This window comes from Ramlibacter ginsenosidimutans, from assembly GCF_016654015.1.
Lineage (GTDB): Bacteria > Pseudomonadota > Gammaproteobacteria > Burkholderiales > Burkholderiaceae_C > Ramlibacter > Ramlibacter ginsenosidimutans.
In genome coordinates this window covers 57,718-74,594 of record NZ_JAEPWM010000012.1, presented here as the reverse complement: position 1 = coordinate 74,594, position 16,877 = coordinate 57,718, and the positions used below count along the sequence as shown (strand labels likewise).

Below are 16,877 nucleotides of genomic sequence, written 5' to 3'. Positions count from 1 at the left end.
CCATGTGGTTCACCCGCGTCAGCCTGAGGAACCCCGTGTTCGCCACGATGGTGATGCTCGCCATCGTGGTGCTGGGGCTGTTCTCCTACCAGCGACTCAACATCGACCAGTTCCCCAACATCGAGTTCCCGGTGGTGGTGGTGCAAACGGAGTACCCGGGCGCCTCGCCGGAAATCGTCGAGAGCGAGGTCAGCAAGCCCATCGAGGAAGCGGTCAACTCGATCGCCGCCATCAACGCCCTCACCTCGCGCAGCTACCAGGGGCAGTCGGTCGTCATCATCGAGTTCCAGTTGCAGGTCGATGGCCGCAAGGCCGCCGACGACGTGCGCGAGAAGGTCGCGTCGGTGCGCTCCACCTTCCGCGAGGAAGTGAAGGAGCCGCGCGTGCTGCGCTTCGATCCGTCCAGCCGCCCGATCTGGTCGCTCGCGGTGCTGCCCGACAACCGCGGCGGCGCGCACCCGCTGTCGGCGGTGGAGCTCACCAACTGGGCCGACCAGGTGCTCAAGAAGCGGCTGGAGAACGTGCGCGGCGTCGGCTCGGTCACCCTGGTGGGCGGCACCAAGCGCGAGATCGACATCTACCTCAATCCGCCGGCGATGGAAGCGCTGGGCATCACCGCCGACCAGGTGGTGAGCGCTGTCCGCAGCGAGAACCAGGACCTGCCCGTGGGCGCGATCCGTTCGCTGGCGCAGGAGCGCGTGGTGAAGATCGACGCGCGCATGCAGCGGCCCGAAGACTTCGGCGACATCATCGTGGCCCGGAAGAACGGCGCACCGGTGCGCGTGAACCAGGTCGCCCGCGTGTCCGACGGCGGCCAGGAAGTGGAAAGCCTGGCCCTCTACAACGGCCAGCGCACGCTGCTGCTGCAGGTGCTCAAGGCTCAGGACGAGAACACCATCGAGGTGATCGACGGCCTGCAGTCCACCCTCGCCGAGATGACCAGCCAACTGCCGCCGGGCGTGCGCCTCGAACCGGTCGCGGACGCGTCCCGGCCGATCCGCGTGGCGGTGGAAAACGTGCGCCGCACGCTGCTGGAAGGCGCTGCGCTCACCGTGCTGATCGTCTTCCTGTTCCTGAACTCCTGGCGCTCCACGGTCATCACCGGACTCACGCTGCCGATCGCGCTGATCGGCACCTTCCTGTTCATGTACGCGTTCGGCTTCTCGATCAACATGGTGACGCTGATGGCGTTGTCGCTGTGCGTGGGCCTGCTGATCGACGACGCGATCGTCGTGCGCGAGAACATCGTGCGGCACGTGCAGATGGGCAAGCCGCCCTTCCAGGCCGCCATGGACGGCACGCAGGAAATCGGCCTGGCCGTGCTGGCCACCACCTTCTCGATCGTCGCCGTGTTCCTGCCGATCGGCTTCATGGGCGGCATCATCGGCAAGTTCTTCCACGAGTTCGGCGTGACCATCGTGGCGGCGGTGCTGATCTCGATGTTCGTGAGCTTCACGCTCGACCCGATGCTGTCCTCGGTCTGGCACGACCCGGAAGCGGAAGGCCACGGCAAGCCCAAGGCGAAGCTCACGACCTACGACCGCACGATCGGGCGGGTGACGGGCTGGTTCGAACGCAGCACCGAGCGGCTGGCCGAGGCCTACCAGTCCATCCTGCGCTGGTCGCTGGCGCACAAGCTCGCGACGGTGCTCGGCTCGGTCGCCATCTTCCTCACGTCCATCTTCATGGTGCCGCTGCTGGGGACGGAGTTCGTGCCCAAGGCGGACTTCTCCGAGACCAACCTGAACTTCTACACGCCGGTGGGCTCCTCGCTGGAACTGACCGAGGCGAAGGCGCGGCAGGTGGAGTCCATCATCCGTGAGTTCCCGGAGGTGCGCTACACGCTGTCGACGATCAACACCGCGCAGGCCGGCAAGATGTACGCGTCGGTGTACGTGCGCATGGTCGATCGCAAGGCGCGCAAGCGCAGCGTCGACGAGATGGCGGCGGTGCTGCGCGAGCGCCTGAAGCAGGTGCCCGGCATCACGGTCACGCATGCCGGGCTGCTGGACGCCGTGGGCGGCAACAAGCAGATCGAGTTGTCGCTGCAAGGCCCCGACCTGAAGGAGCTCGAGCGCCTGGCCAAGCTGGCGATGGACCGCATCCGCGACATCCCCGGCCTGGTGGACCTGGACTCCAGCACCAAGCCGGACAGCCCCACGGTGGCTATCCACGTGCGGCGCGACGTCGCCTCCGACCTGGGGCTCTCGGTCGCGCAGATCGCCGGTTCCCTGCGCACGCTGGTAGCGGGCCAGACCGTTGGCAACTGGCGCGCCCCCGACGACGAGACCTACGACGTGAACGTCCGGCTGGCGCCCGAAGCGCGCAATGCGCCGCAGGACCTGGAGCACCTGCCGTTCGCGCTGGGCAGCAACGCCGACGGCACGCCGCGCATCGTGCACCTGAACCAGGTGGCGACGGTACGCGAGTCCACCGGTCCCAACCAGATCAACCGCCGCGACCTGACGCGCGAGGTCGCGATCAGCACCAACGCGTACGGCCGCGCGGCCGGCGACGTGTCGAACGAGATCCGCGCGCGGCTGGACACCATCCAGTTTCCCCCGGGTTACCGCTACCAGTTCAGCGGCTCGACGAAGAACATGAAGGAGTCCTTCGGCTACGCGGTCTCCGCGCTGGCGATGGCGGTGATCTTCATCTACATGATCCTGGCCAGCCAGTTCAAGAGCTTCCTGCAGCCGCTGGCGCTCATGACGTCGCTGCCGCTCACGCTGATCGGCGTCGTGCTGGCGCTGATGATGTTCCACTCGACCCTGTCGATCTTCTCGGTGATCGGGGTGGTGATGCTCATGGGCCTGGTCACCAAGAACGCCATCCTGCTGGTGGACTTCGCCATCCGCATGCGCGAGCAGGGCATGGACCGCTCGCAGGCGTTGCTGCACGCGGCCCGCGTGCGCCTGCGGCCCATCCTCATGACCACCCTGGCGATGGTCTTCGGCATGGTGCCGCTGGCCTTCGCCATCACCGAGGGCTCGGAGCAGCGCGCGCCGATGGGGCAGGCCGTGATCGGCGGGGTCATCACGTCCTCGCTGCTCACGCTGGTGGTGGTGCCGGTCGTCTACTGCTACCTGGACGACCTGGCCCGCTGGTTGAAGCGCGGGCGCCACGCCGACTCCGGCGGGTCCGGGGCCGAAGCCGTCCCGGCTTCTAGAATGGGCGGTTTGTCCTGAACGCCACGAGAAATCCATGACCCCCGCCACCGACATCGAACGCGCCCGCTTCAACATGATCGAGCAGCAGATCCGCACCTGGGACGTGCTCGACCTGGACGTGCTCGGCCTGCTGTCGCAGGTGAAGCGGGAAGACTTCGTCCCCGCCGCGCACAAGGCGCTCGCCTTCATGGACCTGATGATCCCGCTGGTGGGCCACCCCGAGGAGGCCCTGCGCAACGGCTGGTGCATGCTGGAGCCCAAGCAGGAAGCCCGCCTGCTGCAGGACCTGGCGCCGCGCGCGCACGAGAAGGTGCTGGAGATCGGCGCCGGCTCGGGCTACATGGCCGCCCTGCTCGCCAGCCGGGCGCAGCGCGTCATCAGCCTGGAGATCCACCCCGAGCTGGCCCGCATGGCCCGCGAGAACCTGCAGCGCGCCGGCATCCGCAATGCGGAGGTCCGCGAGGCCGACGGCGCCAAGGGCCTGTCCGCGGAAGGCCCGTTCGACGCCATCCTGCTGTCCGGGTCCGTGGTCGAAGTGCCGCACGCCCTGCTGGCGCAGCTGAAGGTGGGCGGCCGGCTGGCGGCCATCGCCGGCGAGCCGGTGATGCGCGCGACCTTCATCACGCGCACCGGCGAGGCCTCGTACACGACGACCCAGCCCTGGGACAGCGCGGCGCCGCGCCTGATGCACTTCCCCGAACCGTCCCGGTTCCGCTTCTGAGGTCCTTGCCATGATCCACCAGGTCCGCCCCGCCGACTGGAACGACTGGCTGCAGGCCCAGTCCGCGCGCCCCGTGCTGCTGGACGTGCGCGAGCCCTGGGAAGTGCAGACCGCGCACGTGCAGGCCGGCGACTTCGACCTGGTCACGATCCCGATGAACGAGATTCCTGCGCGCACCTCGGAGCTGCCGCAGGACCGGCCCATCGCCTGCCTGTGCCACCACGGCGGGCGCAGCCAGCGGGTGGCGATGTTCCTGGCGCAGCAGGGCTACACCGATGTGGCGAATATCGCGGGCGGCATCGATGCGTGGTCGCGGGAGCACGACCCGGGAGTGCCCCGGTACTGACGCGGCGTACAAAGCCGTAAGCAGAACGATCAGAAAAGCAAGACGGAAGGACGGACCATGAAGAAGTTGCGGCTTGCGCCCCTCGCGGCGGCAATCGGGCTCGCCCTGGCCGGAGCGGCGCACGCGGAAGGCCTTCTCGAGATGTACGAGGACGCCCGCGCGTATGACGCCACCTGGCAATCCGCGAAGGCGCAGTACGACGCCAACCTGTACCGCGCGGAGCAGGCGAAGGCCGGCATCCTTCCGCAGGCCGGGCTGACGGCGAACGCCGGCCGCAGCAAGATCGAGGTGAACGCGCCGCCCCTGCCTTCGTCCCACTCCTACGGCACCGAGAGCGCCACGCTCAGCGCCTCGCAGCCGCTCTACCGGCCCGCCAACCTGGCGACCTGGCGGCAGGCGGAGCGGCAGAAGCAGCAGGCCGAGTACCAGCTCACCGCCGCGAGCCAGGACCTGATCATCCGGGTGAGCCAGGCCTACTTCGACGTGCTGGCGGCGCAGGACACGCTGACTTTCGTGCGCGCGCAGAAGGAAGCGACGGCGGAGCAGCTCGCCTCGGCCAAGCGCAATTTCGAGGTGGGCACCACCACCATCACCGACACGCGCGAGGCGCAGGCACGCTACGACCTCGTGCTGGCCCAGGAGATCCAGGCCGAGAACGACCTGCGCATCAAGCGCCTCGCGCTCGACACGCTGGTGGGCAAGCCGGGCGCGATGCCCGATCCGGTCGGCACCCTGGACCGCGTGCCGCCGCCGCAGCCCGCCGACCCGGAAGCGTGGGTGGCTGCGTCCGAGAGCGCGAGCCCGCCGATCCTGCAGGCGAAATCCAACGTGGAGATCGCCGAACTCGAAACCGAGAAGGCCCGCGCCGGCCACAAGCCCACGGTGGACCTCACGGCCAGCTACGGCTGGGCGCACAACATCAACGGCACCGCGACTTCGTTCCTCGATAACGCGCCGCGCCAGGGCACCGCCGGCATCGCGATCAACGTCCCGCTGTTCTCCGGCTTCGCGGTGCAGAACAGGATCCGCGAGACCCTCGCGCTGGAAGAAAAGGCCCGCACCGACCTCGAGGCCACCCGGCGCCAGGTCGCGCAGGCCGTGCGCACTGCCTACTTCGGCGTGGTCTCGGGCCAAGGCCAGGTGCGTGCGCTGGAAGCGGCCGAAGCCTCCAGCCAGAGCTCGCTGGATGCCAACCGCCTCGGTTACCAGGTGGGCGTGCGCATCAACATCGACGTGCTGAACGCGCAGACGCAGCTGTTCCAGACCAAGCGCGATCTCTCTCAGGCGCGCTACAACGTGCTGCTGGGCCACCTCAAGCTGCGCCAGGCGAACGGCACGCTGCAGGCGGAAGACCTCACCCGGCTGAACACGCTGCTGCAACGCTGAGCGTTCGCATCTCCGACCCAGGAGCGCGTCGCCCCTTCCTTATCGTCAGCGCTCGATGAGCGCGAGCACCGCTTGCGCGGTCTTCGCCGCTGCACCGCGATGCGCGGCGGCAAAACGCTCACCGGCCCGGGCCGCGGCTGTCCTTGCAGGCGGGTCGCGCACCAGTTCCACGGCCGTGCGCACGCCCTCCCCCATCGTGCCCGCGCGGCGCGCGGCGCCCGCCTGCAACGCCAGTTCGGCAGCCTCGCTGAAGTTGAAGGTGTGCGGCCCCATGACCACGGGACAGCCGCAGGCCGCCGCTTCGATCAGGTTCTGCCCACCGAGCGGAGCGAAGCTGCCTCCCAGCAGCGCCGCGTCCGCCAGCGCGTAGTACAGCGGCATCTCGCCGAGCGAGTCGCCCAGCCACACGTCGGCGGGTTCGGGCACGCCGTCCCAGGCGCCGCGCCGAGACACGGAGCGGCCGGCCTGCGCCACCAGCCCGGCCACTTCGTCGAAGCGTTGCGGATGGCGCGGCACCAGCAGCCACTGGATCCCCTGCACCCCCGCGATGGCGCGCAGGAATTCGACCTCCTCGCCTTCGCGCGAGCTGGCAAACATCACGACCGGGCGCGTGCTGGTGGAGCGCCAGTCGCGCCCCATCTGCAGCAGCAGCGGGTCCGGCGCCGCGTCGAACTTGAGGTTGCCGAACACGCCCTGCACCGAGGCGCCGACGGACGCCAGCCGGCGGGCGTCGTCCTCCGTCTGCGCCCACACGGCGCGCAGCGCGCCGTACGCGGGACGCGCCAGGCGCGAGAACCGGCGTGCCTGCGCCATCGACTTGGGCGACAGCCGCGCATTGGCGAGCACCAGCGGCACGCCGCGGGCCAGGCAGGCCGCGGCGAGGTTGGGCCACACCTCGGTTTCCATCAACACGCCGCAGCTGGGGCGGAAATGCGCGAGGAAGCGCTGCACGGCTTGCGGCGTGTCCCAGGGCAGCCACGCTTGCGCATCGCCTTCCCGCAGCAGCCGCCGGCCCTCGGCCCGGCCGGTCGCCGTGCCGTGCGTGAGCAGCACGCGCAGGTCCGGCTGGGCGCGGCGCAGCGCTTCCAGCAGGATCGCCGCGGCGCGCGTCTCCCCCAGCGAGACCGCGTGGATCCACAGGCGCCCCGACTGCGCGGCGTGCTGGTAGCGGCCAAAGCGCTCCTCGACGTGCTCCAGGTAGCCCGGCTCGGCGACCCCGCGCCGGCGCAGCTTGCGCCGCAGCAACGGCTGGGCCCCGATCACCAGCAGGGAATAGAGCGGCCGGATCATTCCGGCATTGTGACGGCCTGCCAGGCCTCCCACACCGCGTCCGCCGAAGGGGCGGGAGAGGCGTACACGGCGCGCTGGCGCGGGCTGTCCAGCGGGCCCGTGCGCCACGCGGTGTCGTGGTTGTAGATCTGCACGTGCGGCAGGTCCAGCGCGACGGCGATGTGGCTCAGGCCGCTGTCGACGCCGATCGCGCCGGCGCAGCGCGCCATGCGGTCCGTCAGTGCGTCGAGGGAAAGCCGCGGCCACACCTGCGCGCGTGGCCCGAGCGCCTGCGCGATCCGCGCGCTGCGCGCCTCCTCCTCGTCGCTGCCGTGCGGGAGGGCGAGCGCATGGCCCTGGGCGAGCAGCCGCTGGCCCAGATCGATCCACTGCGCTTCGGGCCAGTGCTTGTCCGCGCGCGAACTGCCGTGGATCAGGACCACCGTGTCGTCACGCGACCCCGTCGCCCGCGCCAGCCCGTAGCGGGGCGCACCCTGCACCGCATAGCCGAGCGCCCGCGCGCAGACTTCGCGCGCGCGCTGCACCGCATCGAGCTGCGGCTCCAGCGGGATCGCCACATCGGCGATCCAGCGCGTCGGCGCCTCGTAGCTGGATCCCGCCGTGCGGTTGGCCATCGCATAGCGCTTGCCGCCGGGCGCGAGCGTGGCCATGTGGGCGATCAGCGCCGACTTGGTGAGGCCTTGCAGGTCCAGCACCGCGTCGTAGGCCTCGGCATGCAGCTGGGCGCGGAATGCGCGCCACTCCTGGCGCGTGTCGTGCGCGAACGGCGCCTTGCGCCAGCGGCGCAGGTCGCTGGCGATCACGCGCTCCACGCCTTCGCAGCGCCGCACCAGCGAGGCGAAGCCGGTTTCCGCGACCCAGTGGACGCGCACGCCGGGAAGCGCGGCATGCAGGTCCTGCACGGCCGGCAGGGTGTGCACGACGTCACCGAGCGAGGACAGTTTGACGATCAGGATGTTCAAGGGACTCCGTCATCCCCGCGCAGGCGGGGATCCGGCGCTTCGAGGCGCCCGCACGGGCACTCTAATCGATGGCGCCTGACTTCCCGCCGGCGCCGCAAGCCGCGCTCAGTGCGCCGCTTCGGCGATCTTCGCGTCCGGCTTCACGGTGCGCAGCAGCGACAACATCTCGCCTTCGATGCGGTGCATGGCCTCCTGCGAATGGCCTTCGAAGCGCAGCACGAGCACGGGCGTGGTGTTGGATGCGCGCACCAGGCCGAAGCCGTCGCTCCAGTCCACGCGCAGGCCGTCGATCGTCGACACCTGGGCGGCGGGGAAGTTCGCCTTCTTCACCAGCTGGTCCACGATGCGATGGGCCTCGCCCTCCTCGCACTTGACGTTCAGCTCCGGCGTCGAGAAGCTGGTGGGCAGCGCATCCAGCACCTTGCTCGGGTCCGCCGAGCGCGACAGGATCTCCAGCAGGCGGCAGCCGGCATACGTGCCGTCGTCGAAGCCGTACCAGCGCTCCTTGAAGAAGATGTGGCCGCTCATCTCGCCGCCCAGCGGCGCGTTGATCTCCTTCATCTTCGCCTTGATCAGCGAGTGCCCGGTCTTGTACATCAGCGGCTTGCCGCCGGCCTCGGCGATGGTGGGGCCGAGGCGTTGCGTGCACTTGACGTCGAACAGGATGGTCGCGCCCGGCACGCGCGTGAGCACGTCGCGGGCGAACAGCATCATCTGGCGGTCCGGGTAGATGTTGTTGCCCTGCTTGGTGATGATGCCCAGCCGGTCGCCGTCGCCGTCGAAGGCGAGGCCCAGTTCGGCGTCGGTCTCCTTCAGCTTGGCGATCAGGTCGCGCAGGTTCTCGGGCTTGCTGGGGTCCGGGTGATGGTTGGGGAAATTGCCGTCCACCTCCGTGAACATCTCGATCACCTCGCAGCCGATCGCCCGGAACACCTCGGGGGCATACGCGCCGGCGACGCCGTTGCCGCAGTCGACGACCACCTTCATGGGTCGCGCGAGCTTGATGTCGCCCTTGATGCGGTCGCGGTAGGGCGCGAAGATGTTGACGTTGCGCACCTTTCCGGGCGCAGGCGGCTGGTCCCAGCCGGCGGACTCCATCATCCGCCGCAGCGACTGGATTTCCTCGCCGTAGATGGCGCGGCCGGCCAGCACCATCTTGAAGCCGTTGTAGTCCTTGGGGTTGTGGCTGCCGGTGACCTGGATCCCGCTGTGGGCGAGCGTACTCGCCGCGAAGTACAGCATGGGCGTGGTCACCATGCCCACGTCGATCACGTCGACGCCGCTGGCGACGAGGCCGCGCACGAGCGCCGCGGCGAGCGAGGGGCCGCTGAGGCGGCCGTCGCGGCCGACGGCCACCGCCTGTTCGCCTTCGCGGCGGGCCAGGGTGCCGAAGGCCCGCCCGAGCGCCTCGGCGACCTCCTCCGAGAGCGTGGAAGGAACGATGCCGCGAACGTCGTAGGCCTTGAAGATGCTGGGGCTGAGCTGCATTGGAGGGTTGGGGCTGGATTCGGGGAAGGGTCGGACCCATTCTAGGGGGCGCGCTGCCAGGGACATGTCCGTAAACGGCTAGTCCTGCGGCGGCCCGCGCGTAACATGGCCGCATGAGTTCCACCGAGCCGCCCCTGCACCCCGACGCCTGCTACCTGGCGCTGAAGGCGCGCGACGCGCGCTTCGACGGCAGCTTCTTCACGGGCGTGACGAGCACCGGCATCTACTGCCGGCCCGTCTGCCGCGTGCGCACGCCGCGCCGGGAGAACTGCCGCTTCTTCGCGCATGCCGCGCAGGCCGAGGGAGCGGGCTTCCGGCCGTGCCTGCGCTGCCGACCCGAACTGGCGCCGCAGGGCTTGCGCTGGTCGCTGCAGGACGCGAGCGCCGTGCTGGCCCAGCAGGCGGCGCGCCTGCTCGACGAGCCCGAAGCCTGGGCGGAGGAAGCGCCTTCCGCCGAGGGCCTCGCGCGCCGGATCGGCGTGAGCGACCGGCACCTGCGCCGCATCTTCGAGGAACACGTGGGCGTCTCGCCGGTGCAGTACCTGCAGACCCGCCGTCTGCTCAATGCCAAGCAACTGCTGGCCGACACCCCGTTGCCGATCACGCAGGTCGCGCTGGCCAGCGGCTTCGGCAGCGTGCGCCGGTTCAATGCCGCCTTCCTCGCGCACTACGGCCTGAGCCCGAGCGCGCTGCGGCGCCAGGGCCTGGACCGCTCCAGCGCGTGCGAGGTGCGGCTCGGCTACCGGCCGCCCTACGACGTGGACGCGATGCTCGGCTTCTTCCGCACGCGGGCCATTGCCGGCGTCGAGACCGTCGGCGAGCGGCAGCTCGCGCGCACCTTGTCCGTCGGGTCTGGCGATCAACGCGCGGACGGCTGGCTCACGGTGGAGTTCGACGAGGCGGAGTGCCAGCTGCGCCTGAAGGTCAGCGAGTCGCTGCTGGGCGTGTTGCCGCTCGTGATCCGGCGCGTGCGCGCCGCCTTCGACCTCGACGCGGACCCGCATGCGATCAATGCGCGGCTGCATGGCAGCTTTCCGCTCGGCGACGGGCTGCGCGTACCGGGTGCGCTCAGCGGCTATGAGCTCGCGGTGCGCGCCGTGCTGGGACAGCAGATCACGGTTGCGGCGGCGCGCACCCTGGCGCAGCGGCTCGTGCAGCGCTTCGGCGTGCCGCTCGCGACGCCGGTGCCGGGACTCACCCAGCTGTTTCCCGCGCCCGAGGTGCTGGCGGCTGCCGAAGGCGATGCGCTGGGCCAGCTGGGCATCGTGCGGCAAAGGCAGGCGGCGATCGTCGCCATCGCCCGCGCGACCGCCGAAGGCCGGCTGCACCTGCACCCGGGTTCGGACGTGACCGCGACGACGGAGGCGCTGAAGGAATTGCCCGGCATCGGGGACTGGACGGCGCAATACATCGCGATGCGGGCCCTGCGCTGGCCCGACGCCTTCCCGGCCGGCGACGTCGCATTGCACAAGGCGCTGGGCGTGCAGCAGATGCGGCAGCCGGCGCGCGAGGCCGAGGCGGCTTCGAAGGCCTGGAAACCCTGGCGCAGTTACGCCGTGGTGCGCGCATGGAGCGCGCTTTCGCAAGGAGCTTGAGATGGACCAGACGATTGCGCGCGTGCGCGCGCGGTACCCGATTGCGCGCGTGTGCACGCGCTATGAGAGCCCGCTGGGCCCTATGCTGCTGGCCGCCAGCGACCGCGGCCTGTGCGGGGTGTGGTTCGAAGGACAGCGCCACGGGCCCGACGCGACGACCTGGCGCGAGGATCCCGGGCATCCGGTGCTGGTGGAGACCGTGGCGCAGTTGCGCGCGTACTTCGCGGGCGAGCGCACGTCCTTCGACCTGCCCCTGGACCTCCAGGGCGGCACGCCCTTCCAGCAAAGCGTGTGGAGTGCATTGCTCGGCATCCCGCGCGGCGGCACGACCAGCTATGCGGCCCTCGCGCGCGAGGTCGGCAAGCCGCAGGCAGCCCGGGCCATAGGCGCGGCGGTCGGACGCAATCCCGTGAGCATCGTGGTGCCCTGCCACCGCGTGCTGGGCACGGGCGGCAGCCTCACCGGCTATGCGGGCGGGCTGGAGCGCAAGACGGCGCTGCTGCAGCTCGAAGGCGCATTGATGTGAGCAGCGCATCGATGCGCGCCTGAAAATTCATCAGCGCCCGGCGGCGGCCGGGCGGAATTGCCCTGAAACTCGGTTCGCCATGCCTCTCGCCTCCATCATCGACTTCGTCGCGCTCGCCGCCATCTGGGGCGCGTCCTTCCTGTTCATGCGCCTGGCCGTGGGCGACTTCGGCGTCGTCTGCACGGCGGCGGTGCGTGTGACCATCGCCAGCCTGTTCCTGCTGCCGCTGATGCTGTTCAAGGGCCACGCCGCCGCCTTCCGCCAGCACTGGTGGAAGGTGTGCCTCGTCGGGCTGCTGAACTCGGGGCTGCCCTTCCTGCTGTTCGCGTTCGCGCTGCTGTCGATCACCACCGGGCTCTCGGCCATCCTCAATGCGACGGTGCCGCTGTTCGGCGCGCTGGTGGCGTGGTCCTGGTTGAACGACCGGCCCGCGGGCTCGCGCGTGCTGGGGCTCGTGGTGGGATTCGCCGGCGTCGCGGCGCTGGCGTGGGACAAGGCCAGCTTCAAGCCCGATGCGGTCTCCGGCATCGCACCGGCGTGGGCCGTGCTGGCCTGCCTGGCCGCTACGGTCTGCTACGCGTTCGCCGCCAGTGCGACCAAGCGCTTCCTCACCGGCCTGCCGCCTTTGATGACGGCCACCGGCAGCCAGATCGGTGCCGCGCTGGCCCTGGTCATCCCGGCGCTTTGGCTGCGGCCGGTGCACATGCCCGGCGCGCAGGCATGGCTGGCCCTGCTGGTGCTCGGCGTGCTGTGCACGGGCGTGGCGTACATCCTGTATTTCCGGCTGATCGAACAGGCCGGCCCGTCGCGTGCCTTGGCCGTGACCTTCGCGATCCCGGTGTTCGCAATCCTGTACGGCGCCCTGTTCCTCGGCGAGCGGGTCACGCCCTGGATGCTGGCGTGCGGCGCTGTGGTGGTGCTCGGAACGGCGCTGTCCACGGGCCTGCTCAAGATGCCGCGCCTGCGCCCTGCCGCATGAATTCCGCGCGCCGGATGAAGCTGCGCCTCACGGCGCTCAAGCCCCGCAACCCGCTGGTGGTGCCGGCGGCGCAGCGCAAGGCGGGCGAGCATCGCAAGTCGCGCTCGGCCGAACGCCAGCAGCAAAAGGCCGCGCTCAGTAAGTCGCTGCGGGAGAGCTGAGGCGCGGTTAGAAGCGCGGCAGGTCGGTGAGGCGCTGGCCGGGGTCGTCGGCGGCGGCCGCGAGCGTCTCGACGCCTTCGGGCAGCACGTCCACTTTCACCTCGGGCCCCATGCGCAGCGTGCCGCGCTCGGTCGGGAACAGCGTGACGATGGTGTCGCCCTCGACCAGGCGGTCCACCACCTCGACCAGCCGCGTGGGCGAGGGACGCAGGTCCCAGTGCTCCAGGCTGGGGTCGATCATTCCCATCATCACCTCGGCCACCTGGCTTCCTTCCAGGCGCACGGCGGTGATGCCGTAAAGCACCGGGGGGACAGGCCCGCCGATATAGGCGGGCCACATCGCGGCCGCGGGCGAGGACTGCAAGGATTTCTCAACCATGCGGCTCATTGTGGACAGGACCCTGCCCTGCGCGATAAGCCTGTTCCGCGTGCAGGCGTGGGAGCGTGCCTACCGTCGGGCCGTAAACTGCGGCCTTCGCCATGTCCGTCCTGTCCTCCACGGCCGCTCCCGAACTGACGCGGGCGCACGCGCGCCGCTTGCGCGAGCTGTATCGCTCCGCCGGCTGGCCCAGCCAGGACAGCATCGAGATCGACCTGCTCGCCGCCGGCCTGCTCGAGCGCGTGCGGTCCTCCGCCGGCCACGAGACGCTGCGCGTCACCGATGCAGGGGTGGGCTGGATGGCTGCCGTGCTCGCCCGCAATCGCGCGGCGCTGTCGGCGCACGAAGCGCTGGTGCAGCGCGTGGCGCGCGAGATGGCACGCGCGGGTCGGCTCGCGTGGACCGGGCTGAGCTTGCGCGCGCAGGTGGAAACCGGCGACGCAGCCAAGCCCTTGCGCTGGTGCGTGGCACGGCCGGACGTGTTCTCGATCCGGCACACCTCGGTGGAGAGCTACGTCGAGCCGATCGTGCACGAGATCAAGGTGCGCCGCTCCGACCTGCTGGCGGACCTGCGGCAGCAGGCGAAGCGGGCCGCCTATCGCGATCTCGGCGAGTGCTGGTACGTGCTCGGCACCGACGCGCATGGTCGGACTATCGGCGAGCCGGAGGAGATTCCGGCAGAGTGCGGCGTGCTGCTGGCGCACGGCGAGGGCAAGCTCAGCGTCGCGCGCGCGGCCTTGCGCCCGGCGCGTGCGGGACTGCCCTTCGGTGTCTGGATGGCGCTCGCGAAGGCGACGCCGATGGCGCCGCTGGACGACGACGCGCAAGGCCTGCTCGCCGCGAGCAACTGAGCCGCTCGCGCGCAGCGCGGCCTACTGCTTGGGATGCTCCGAATGCCCCTGCTCCGGATCGGTCTTGACGCGGCCCTTCTCCGGATCGATGGGCGGGGCCGTCGGCTCCGGGTTGGCGGGCTTGGGCGCGTCGGCCGGCGGGGTCGACGGCGCAGGCGCGGTGGCGCTCATTCCGCGTCGGGACTGCGGGCGGGACGCTCGTCGCGCGTGGCGGCCGCTTCCTCGACAGGGATGTCTTCCTCCGGAACGAAAGCCGGCTCCTCGTGCTCGAGGCCGGGTGCAGGCGGTGTGATCCCGCGCGGGGTGCGGACGTTGGGCATGGCGGACTCCTTGAATTCAGATCGCGGGCTTGTTCACGCCCGGGTCCTCCGGCTCCGCCGGCGGCAAGGCCTGGCCGAACTCGGGCTCCACGGGCAGTTGCGTCGGGTTGGAGGGCGGAGCGTCCGTCTCGGTGGGGTACGGATCGGGCTCGACCGGATGGGTGGGCGGATGGGTGTGCATGGTCAGAACGGGCTCTTGTTGCCCAGCGCGGGTTGCAGCGGCGCCTTGTCCGCGGCTTCCGCCGAGGCCTCGCGCTCCGCCTCCGCGGGAGGAGAGAAGCCATCGTCGAGGCGGTCGGGCGCAGGCTCAGCCGCGCAGAGCGTAGGGTCGACAGGGGTGCGCTGGCTCATCTCGGCCTCCAGGGCACCCATGCTGCCGCTGCGCAGCGGCCTGGGGTCTCGGAAGGGGAGATCATCGCGTGTAGTCGCAGTGCGCGACACGCGTCAGTGGTGCTCGTCGGGGACCCTGTGGGCCTCGCGGCGCATCACGGTGCTGGGCTCGTGCGTGAAGGGAAGCCGTGGCAGCCCGATCAGCGCCTGCAGCCGGGCATGCGCACGATCCATGTCGGCGCCGATCATGGCGAGGGCAACCTCGTGCGTGGGCTCGTTCTGCGCGATATCGACGTATGCGTTGCGCAGCCGCTGGTAGTCGGCATCTGCGCGCGCGACTTCTTCCTGCAAGGCAAGGACCTTGGCGTATTCGGCGCGGCTGTAGCGCGCAGTCTTGGCACCCGGGCTGCCACCCGGTCGGTCATCGGCCGAAGCGCTCGCCCGTGCGTGGGGACCGTTCCTGTCACTCATGCAGGCACTTTAGGAAGGACTGCACGGAAAGGGTGTAGGACAACGCGCAACACGTTCGCAGTCCATGCCCCCGGGCGTGAGGGAATGCACGAGGCGGGAATGCACCCGCCTGTTCCATGGCGCGTGCCGCGGCGTGCGTGGGCGGTCCCGCGTCCGGTACGATCGCGCCGATGAGCAGCCCGCGCATCGCCCTCATCCACGCGACGGCATTGGCCGTCGAACCGATCCGCGCCGCGTTCGAGCGCCACTGGCCGCAGGCGCGCCGCATGAACCTGCTGGACGACAGCCTGTCGGTGGACCGCGCCGAAGCGGGCGCGCTCACGCCAGCCATGGTGCAGCGCTTCGTCGACCTGGCGCAGTACGCACAGCGCACGGGTTGCGACGGCATCCTCTTCACCTGTTCGGCATTCGGCCCGGCCATCGAGGCTGCAGCGCGCGCGACCGGCGTGCCGACGCTGAAGCCGAACGAAGCGATGTTCGAGCAGGCGCTGGCGCAGGACAGCGGCGGTGGCGTGCTGAAGCTCGGGCTGCTGGCCACCTTCCGCGCCTCGATCGCGTCCATGGCCGAGGAACTCGAGGCGCTCGCCAGCGGGCGCGGGCGGGCCATTGCATTGCGCAGCGTGTTCGTCCCCGAAGCGATGGACGATCTCGCGCAAGGCCGCGCCGCGGACCATCATCGCAAGGTCGCGGCGGCCGCTCGCGAACTCGGCGACTGTCACGCGGTGATGCTGGCGCAGTTCTCCATGGCTGCCGCAGCGGGCGCAGTGCAGGCCACCCTGGCCTGCCCGGTCCTCAGCAGCCCCGATTGCGCGGTGCTCGCGCTGCGACAAGGAATCCTGCATGCCTGATCGACGCATTCCCACCGCGCAAGTGCGGCGCTTCCTCACGACCGCGTTCGAACGCCTGGGCCTGCCGACCGGCGACGCGGCCACCGTCGCCGACCTCATGACCGAAGCGGAGATGCAAGGCTCCGACGGCCATGGGGTGATCCGGCTCGTGCCTTATGCGCGGCGCATCCGCGCCGGCGGCGTGAACGTGCGTCCCGACATCCGCGTCGTGAAGGAGAAGGCCGCGATGGCGCTCCTGGATGGCGACAACGGCATGGGCCACCTGGTGATGAAGAAGGCCGCGGAGATCGCGATCGCCAAGGCCAGGCAGTGCGGCATTGCGTGGGTGGGCGCGCGCCTGTCCAATCACGCGGGCCCGGCATCGCTCTATCCCCGCATGTGCCTCGCGCACGACATGGTCGGCATGTACTTCGCGGTGGGCAATGCCAACCACCTGCCGCCCTGGGGCGGCCTGGACATGCTGCTGTCGACGAATCCCATCGCCGTGGCGGTTCCGGCGGGCGAAGAGCCGCCCGTGGTGCTGGACATGGCGACCACGGTCGCTGCCTATGGCAAGGTCAAGGCGAAGGCGCAGCGCGGCGAGTCCATGCCGGTCGGCTGGATGATCGACCGCCAGGGCCAGCCGCTCACCGACCCCAAGCGCGCGGAGCAAGGCTTCCTGATGCCCATCGGCGGGTACAAGGGCTACGGCCTCGCGATGATCGTGGGCTTGCTGGCCGGCACGCTCAATGGCGCGGCGATGGGCAGCGAGGTGATCGACTTCAACAAGGACGACACCAGCGTGACGAACACCGGCCAGGCGATCGTCGCCATCGACCCGGACGCCTTCGGCGAGGTCGACGAATTCAAGGCGCGGGTGGACAAGCTGGTGCGCGAGCTGCGCGCGAGCGAGCGCATGCCGGGCGTGGACCGGATCTGGATGCCGGGCGAACAAAGCCACGCCAAGCGTCTCGTCAACGAGCGCGACGGCCTGGCCTTGCCGCCGGCGCTGCGCCAGCAACTGGACCAGTTCGCAAGCGAGATGGGCATCCCGCCCCTGCAGGACCACTAGACC

General features: G+C 70.2%; 20 protein-coding genes. 11 read left to right on the top strand and 9 right to left on the bottom strand.

Going from position 1 to position 16,877, the window contains the following annotated elements; all coding sequences use genetic code 11:
• The first annotated feature begins 2 nt into the window (after positions 1-2).
• Genes JJB11_RS22330 through JJB11_RS22315 form a run of 4 tightly spaced genes read left to right on the top strand, consistent with a single transcriptional unit; the run spans position 3 to position 5,623 of the window.
• Positions 3-3,188, top strand: a complete 3,186-nt coding sequence (locus JJB11_RS22330) for an efflux RND transporter permease subunit (protein ID WP_201176781.1) — start codon at positions 3-5, stop codon at positions 3,186-3,188.
• Positions 3,189-3,204: 16 nt separating this feature from the next.
• A complete protein-coding gene (locus JJB11_RS22325) occupies positions 3,205-3,891 on the top strand; it encodes a protein-L-isoaspartate O-methyltransferase family protein (protein WP_201176779.1) in 687 nt (228 codons plus the stop codon).
• A 10-nt stretch (positions 3,892-3,901) separates the two neighbouring features.
• Positions 3,902-4,237, top strand: a complete 336-nt coding sequence (locus tag JJB11_RS22320; RefSeq protein ID WP_201176777.1) for a rhodanese-like domain-containing protein — start codon at positions 3,902-3,904, stop codon at positions 4,235-4,237.
• Positions 4,238-4,294: 57 nt separating this feature from the next.
• On the top strand, positions 4,295-5,623 hold the full coding sequence (locus JJB11_RS22315) for a TolC family outer membrane protein (RefSeq protein ID WP_201176776.1): 1,329 nt from the start codon (positions 4,295-4,297) through the stop codon (positions 5,621-5,623).
• Positions 5,624-5,668: 45 nt separating this feature from the next.
• Here the strand turns inward: JJB11_RS22315 and JJB11_RS22310 are convergent, their stop codons facing one another.
• From JJB11_RS22310 to JJB11_RS22300, 3 genes are all read right to left on the bottom strand, one after another.
• A complete protein-coding gene (locus JJB11_RS22310) occupies positions 5,669-6,913 on the bottom strand; it encodes a 3-deoxy-D-manno-octulosonic acid transferase (protein ID WP_201176774.1) in 1,245 nt (414 codons plus the stop codon).
• A complete protein-coding gene (gene waaC, locus JJB11_RS22305; RefSeq protein WP_201176772.1) occupies positions 6,910-7,875 on the bottom strand; it encodes a lipopolysaccharide heptosyltransferase I in 966 nt (321 codons plus the stop codon). Before waaC ends, JJB11_RS22310 begins: the two co-directional genes overlap by 4 nt.
• Positions 7,876-7,980: 105 nt before the next feature.
• Positions 7,981-9,363 (bottom strand): phosphomannomutase/phosphoglucomutase, encoded by a 1,383-nt coding sequence (locus JJB11_RS22300; RefSeq protein ID WP_201176770.1) that lies wholly within the window; start codon positions 9,361-9,363, stop codon positions 7,981-7,983.
• Between the two features lie 113 nt (positions 9,364-9,476).
• On the opposite strand from JJB11_RS22300, the gene JJB11_RS22295 reads away from it, so the two are divergent.
• The 4 genes from JJB11_RS22295 to JJB11_RS22280 all read left to right on the top strand — a co-directional run bounded on the left by JJB11_RS22295 (position 9,477) and on the right by JJB11_RS22280 (position 12,624).
• Complete coding sequence (locus tag JJB11_RS22295; protein ID WP_201176768.1) at positions 9,477-10,958, top strand: DNA-3-methyladenine glycosylase 2 family protein; 1,482 nt, start codon at positions 9,477-9,479, stop codon at positions 10,956-10,958.
• A gap of 1 nt (position 10,959) precedes the next feature.
• On the top strand, positions 10,960-11,484 hold the full coding sequence (locus tag JJB11_RS22290; protein ID WP_277988872.1) for a methylated-DNA--[protein]-cysteine S-methyltransferase: 525 nt from the start codon (positions 10,960-10,962) through the stop codon (positions 11,482-11,484).
• 79 nt (positions 11,485-11,563) lie between these two features.
• Complete coding sequence (locus tag JJB11_RS22285) at positions 11,564-12,463, top strand: DMT family transporter (RefSeq protein WP_201176767.1); 900 nt, start codon at positions 11,564-11,566, stop codon at positions 12,461-12,463.
• 14 nt (positions 12,464-12,477) lie between these two features.
• On the top strand, positions 12,478-12,624 hold the full coding sequence (locus JJB11_RS22280) for a hypothetical protein (RefSeq protein ID WP_201176976.1): 147 nt from the start codon (positions 12,478-12,480) through the stop codon (positions 12,622-12,624).
• 7 nt (positions 12,625-12,631) lie between these two features.
• Here the strand turns inward: JJB11_RS22280 and JJB11_RS22275 are convergent, their stop codons facing one another.
• Positions 12,632-13,003: a hypothetical protein gene (locus JJB11_RS22275; RefSeq protein WP_201176765.1), complete on the bottom strand. Its 372-nt coding sequence runs from the start codon at positions 13,001-13,003 to the stop codon at positions 12,632-12,634.
• Between the two features lie 101 nt (positions 13,004-13,104).
• On the opposite strand from JJB11_RS22275, the gene JJB11_RS22270 reads away from it, so the two are divergent.
• Positions 13,105-13,854, top strand: coding sequence for a hypothetical protein (locus tag JJB11_RS22270; protein ID WP_201176763.1), 750 nt, complete (start codon positions 13,105-13,107; stop codon positions 13,852-13,854).
• Between the two features lie 21 nt (positions 13,855-13,875).
• On the opposite strand, the gene JJB11_RS22265 is transcribed toward JJB11_RS22270, so the two are convergent.
• The 5 genes from JJB11_RS22265 to JJB11_RS22245 all read right to left on the bottom strand — a co-directional run bounded on the left by JJB11_RS22265 (position 13,876) and on the right by JJB11_RS22245 (position 14,975).
• Complete coding sequence (locus tag JJB11_RS22265) at positions 13,876-14,025, bottom strand: hypothetical protein (protein ID WP_201176761.1); 150 nt, start codon at positions 14,023-14,025, stop codon at positions 13,876-13,878.
• Positions 14,022-14,174 (bottom strand): hypothetical protein, encoded by a 153-nt coding sequence (locus JJB11_RS22260; RefSeq protein ID WP_201176759.1) that lies wholly within the window; start codon positions 14,172-14,174, stop codon positions 14,022-14,024. Before JJB11_RS22260 ends, JJB11_RS22265 begins: the two co-directional genes overlap by 4 nt.
• Before the next feature lie 16 nt (positions 14,175-14,190).
• Positions 14,191-14,355 (bottom strand): hypothetical protein, encoded by a 165-nt coding sequence (locus JJB11_RS22255; RefSeq protein ID WP_201176757.1) that lies wholly within the window; start codon positions 14,353-14,355, stop codon positions 14,191-14,193.
• 2 nt (positions 14,356-14,357) lie between these two features.
• Positions 14,358-14,525, bottom strand: coding sequence for a hypothetical protein (locus JJB11_RS22250; RefSeq protein WP_201176755.1), 168 nt, complete (start codon positions 14,523-14,525; stop codon positions 14,358-14,360).
• 93 nt (positions 14,526-14,618) lie between these two features.
• On the bottom strand, positions 14,619-14,975 hold the full coding sequence (locus tag JJB11_RS22245; RefSeq protein WP_201176753.1) for a hypothetical protein: 357 nt from the start codon (positions 14,973-14,975) through the stop codon (positions 14,619-14,621).
• A 170-nt stretch (positions 14,976-15,145) separates the two neighbouring features.
• Between JJB11_RS22245 and JJB11_RS22240 the strand changes: the two genes are divergently transcribed.
• Positions 15,146-15,823: an aspartate/glutamate racemase family protein gene (locus tag JJB11_RS22240; protein ID WP_201176751.1), complete on the top strand. Its 678-nt coding sequence runs from the start codon at positions 15,146-15,148 to the stop codon at positions 15,821-15,823.
• Positions 15,816-16,874, top strand: a complete 1,059-nt coding sequence (locus JJB11_RS22235; protein ID WP_201176749.1) for an Ldh family oxidoreductase — start codon at positions 15,816-15,818, stop codon at positions 16,872-16,874. The genes JJB11_RS22240 and JJB11_RS22235 overlap by 8 nt, the downstream gene beginning before the upstream one ends.
• Positions 16,875-16,877: the final 3 nt, after the last annotated feature.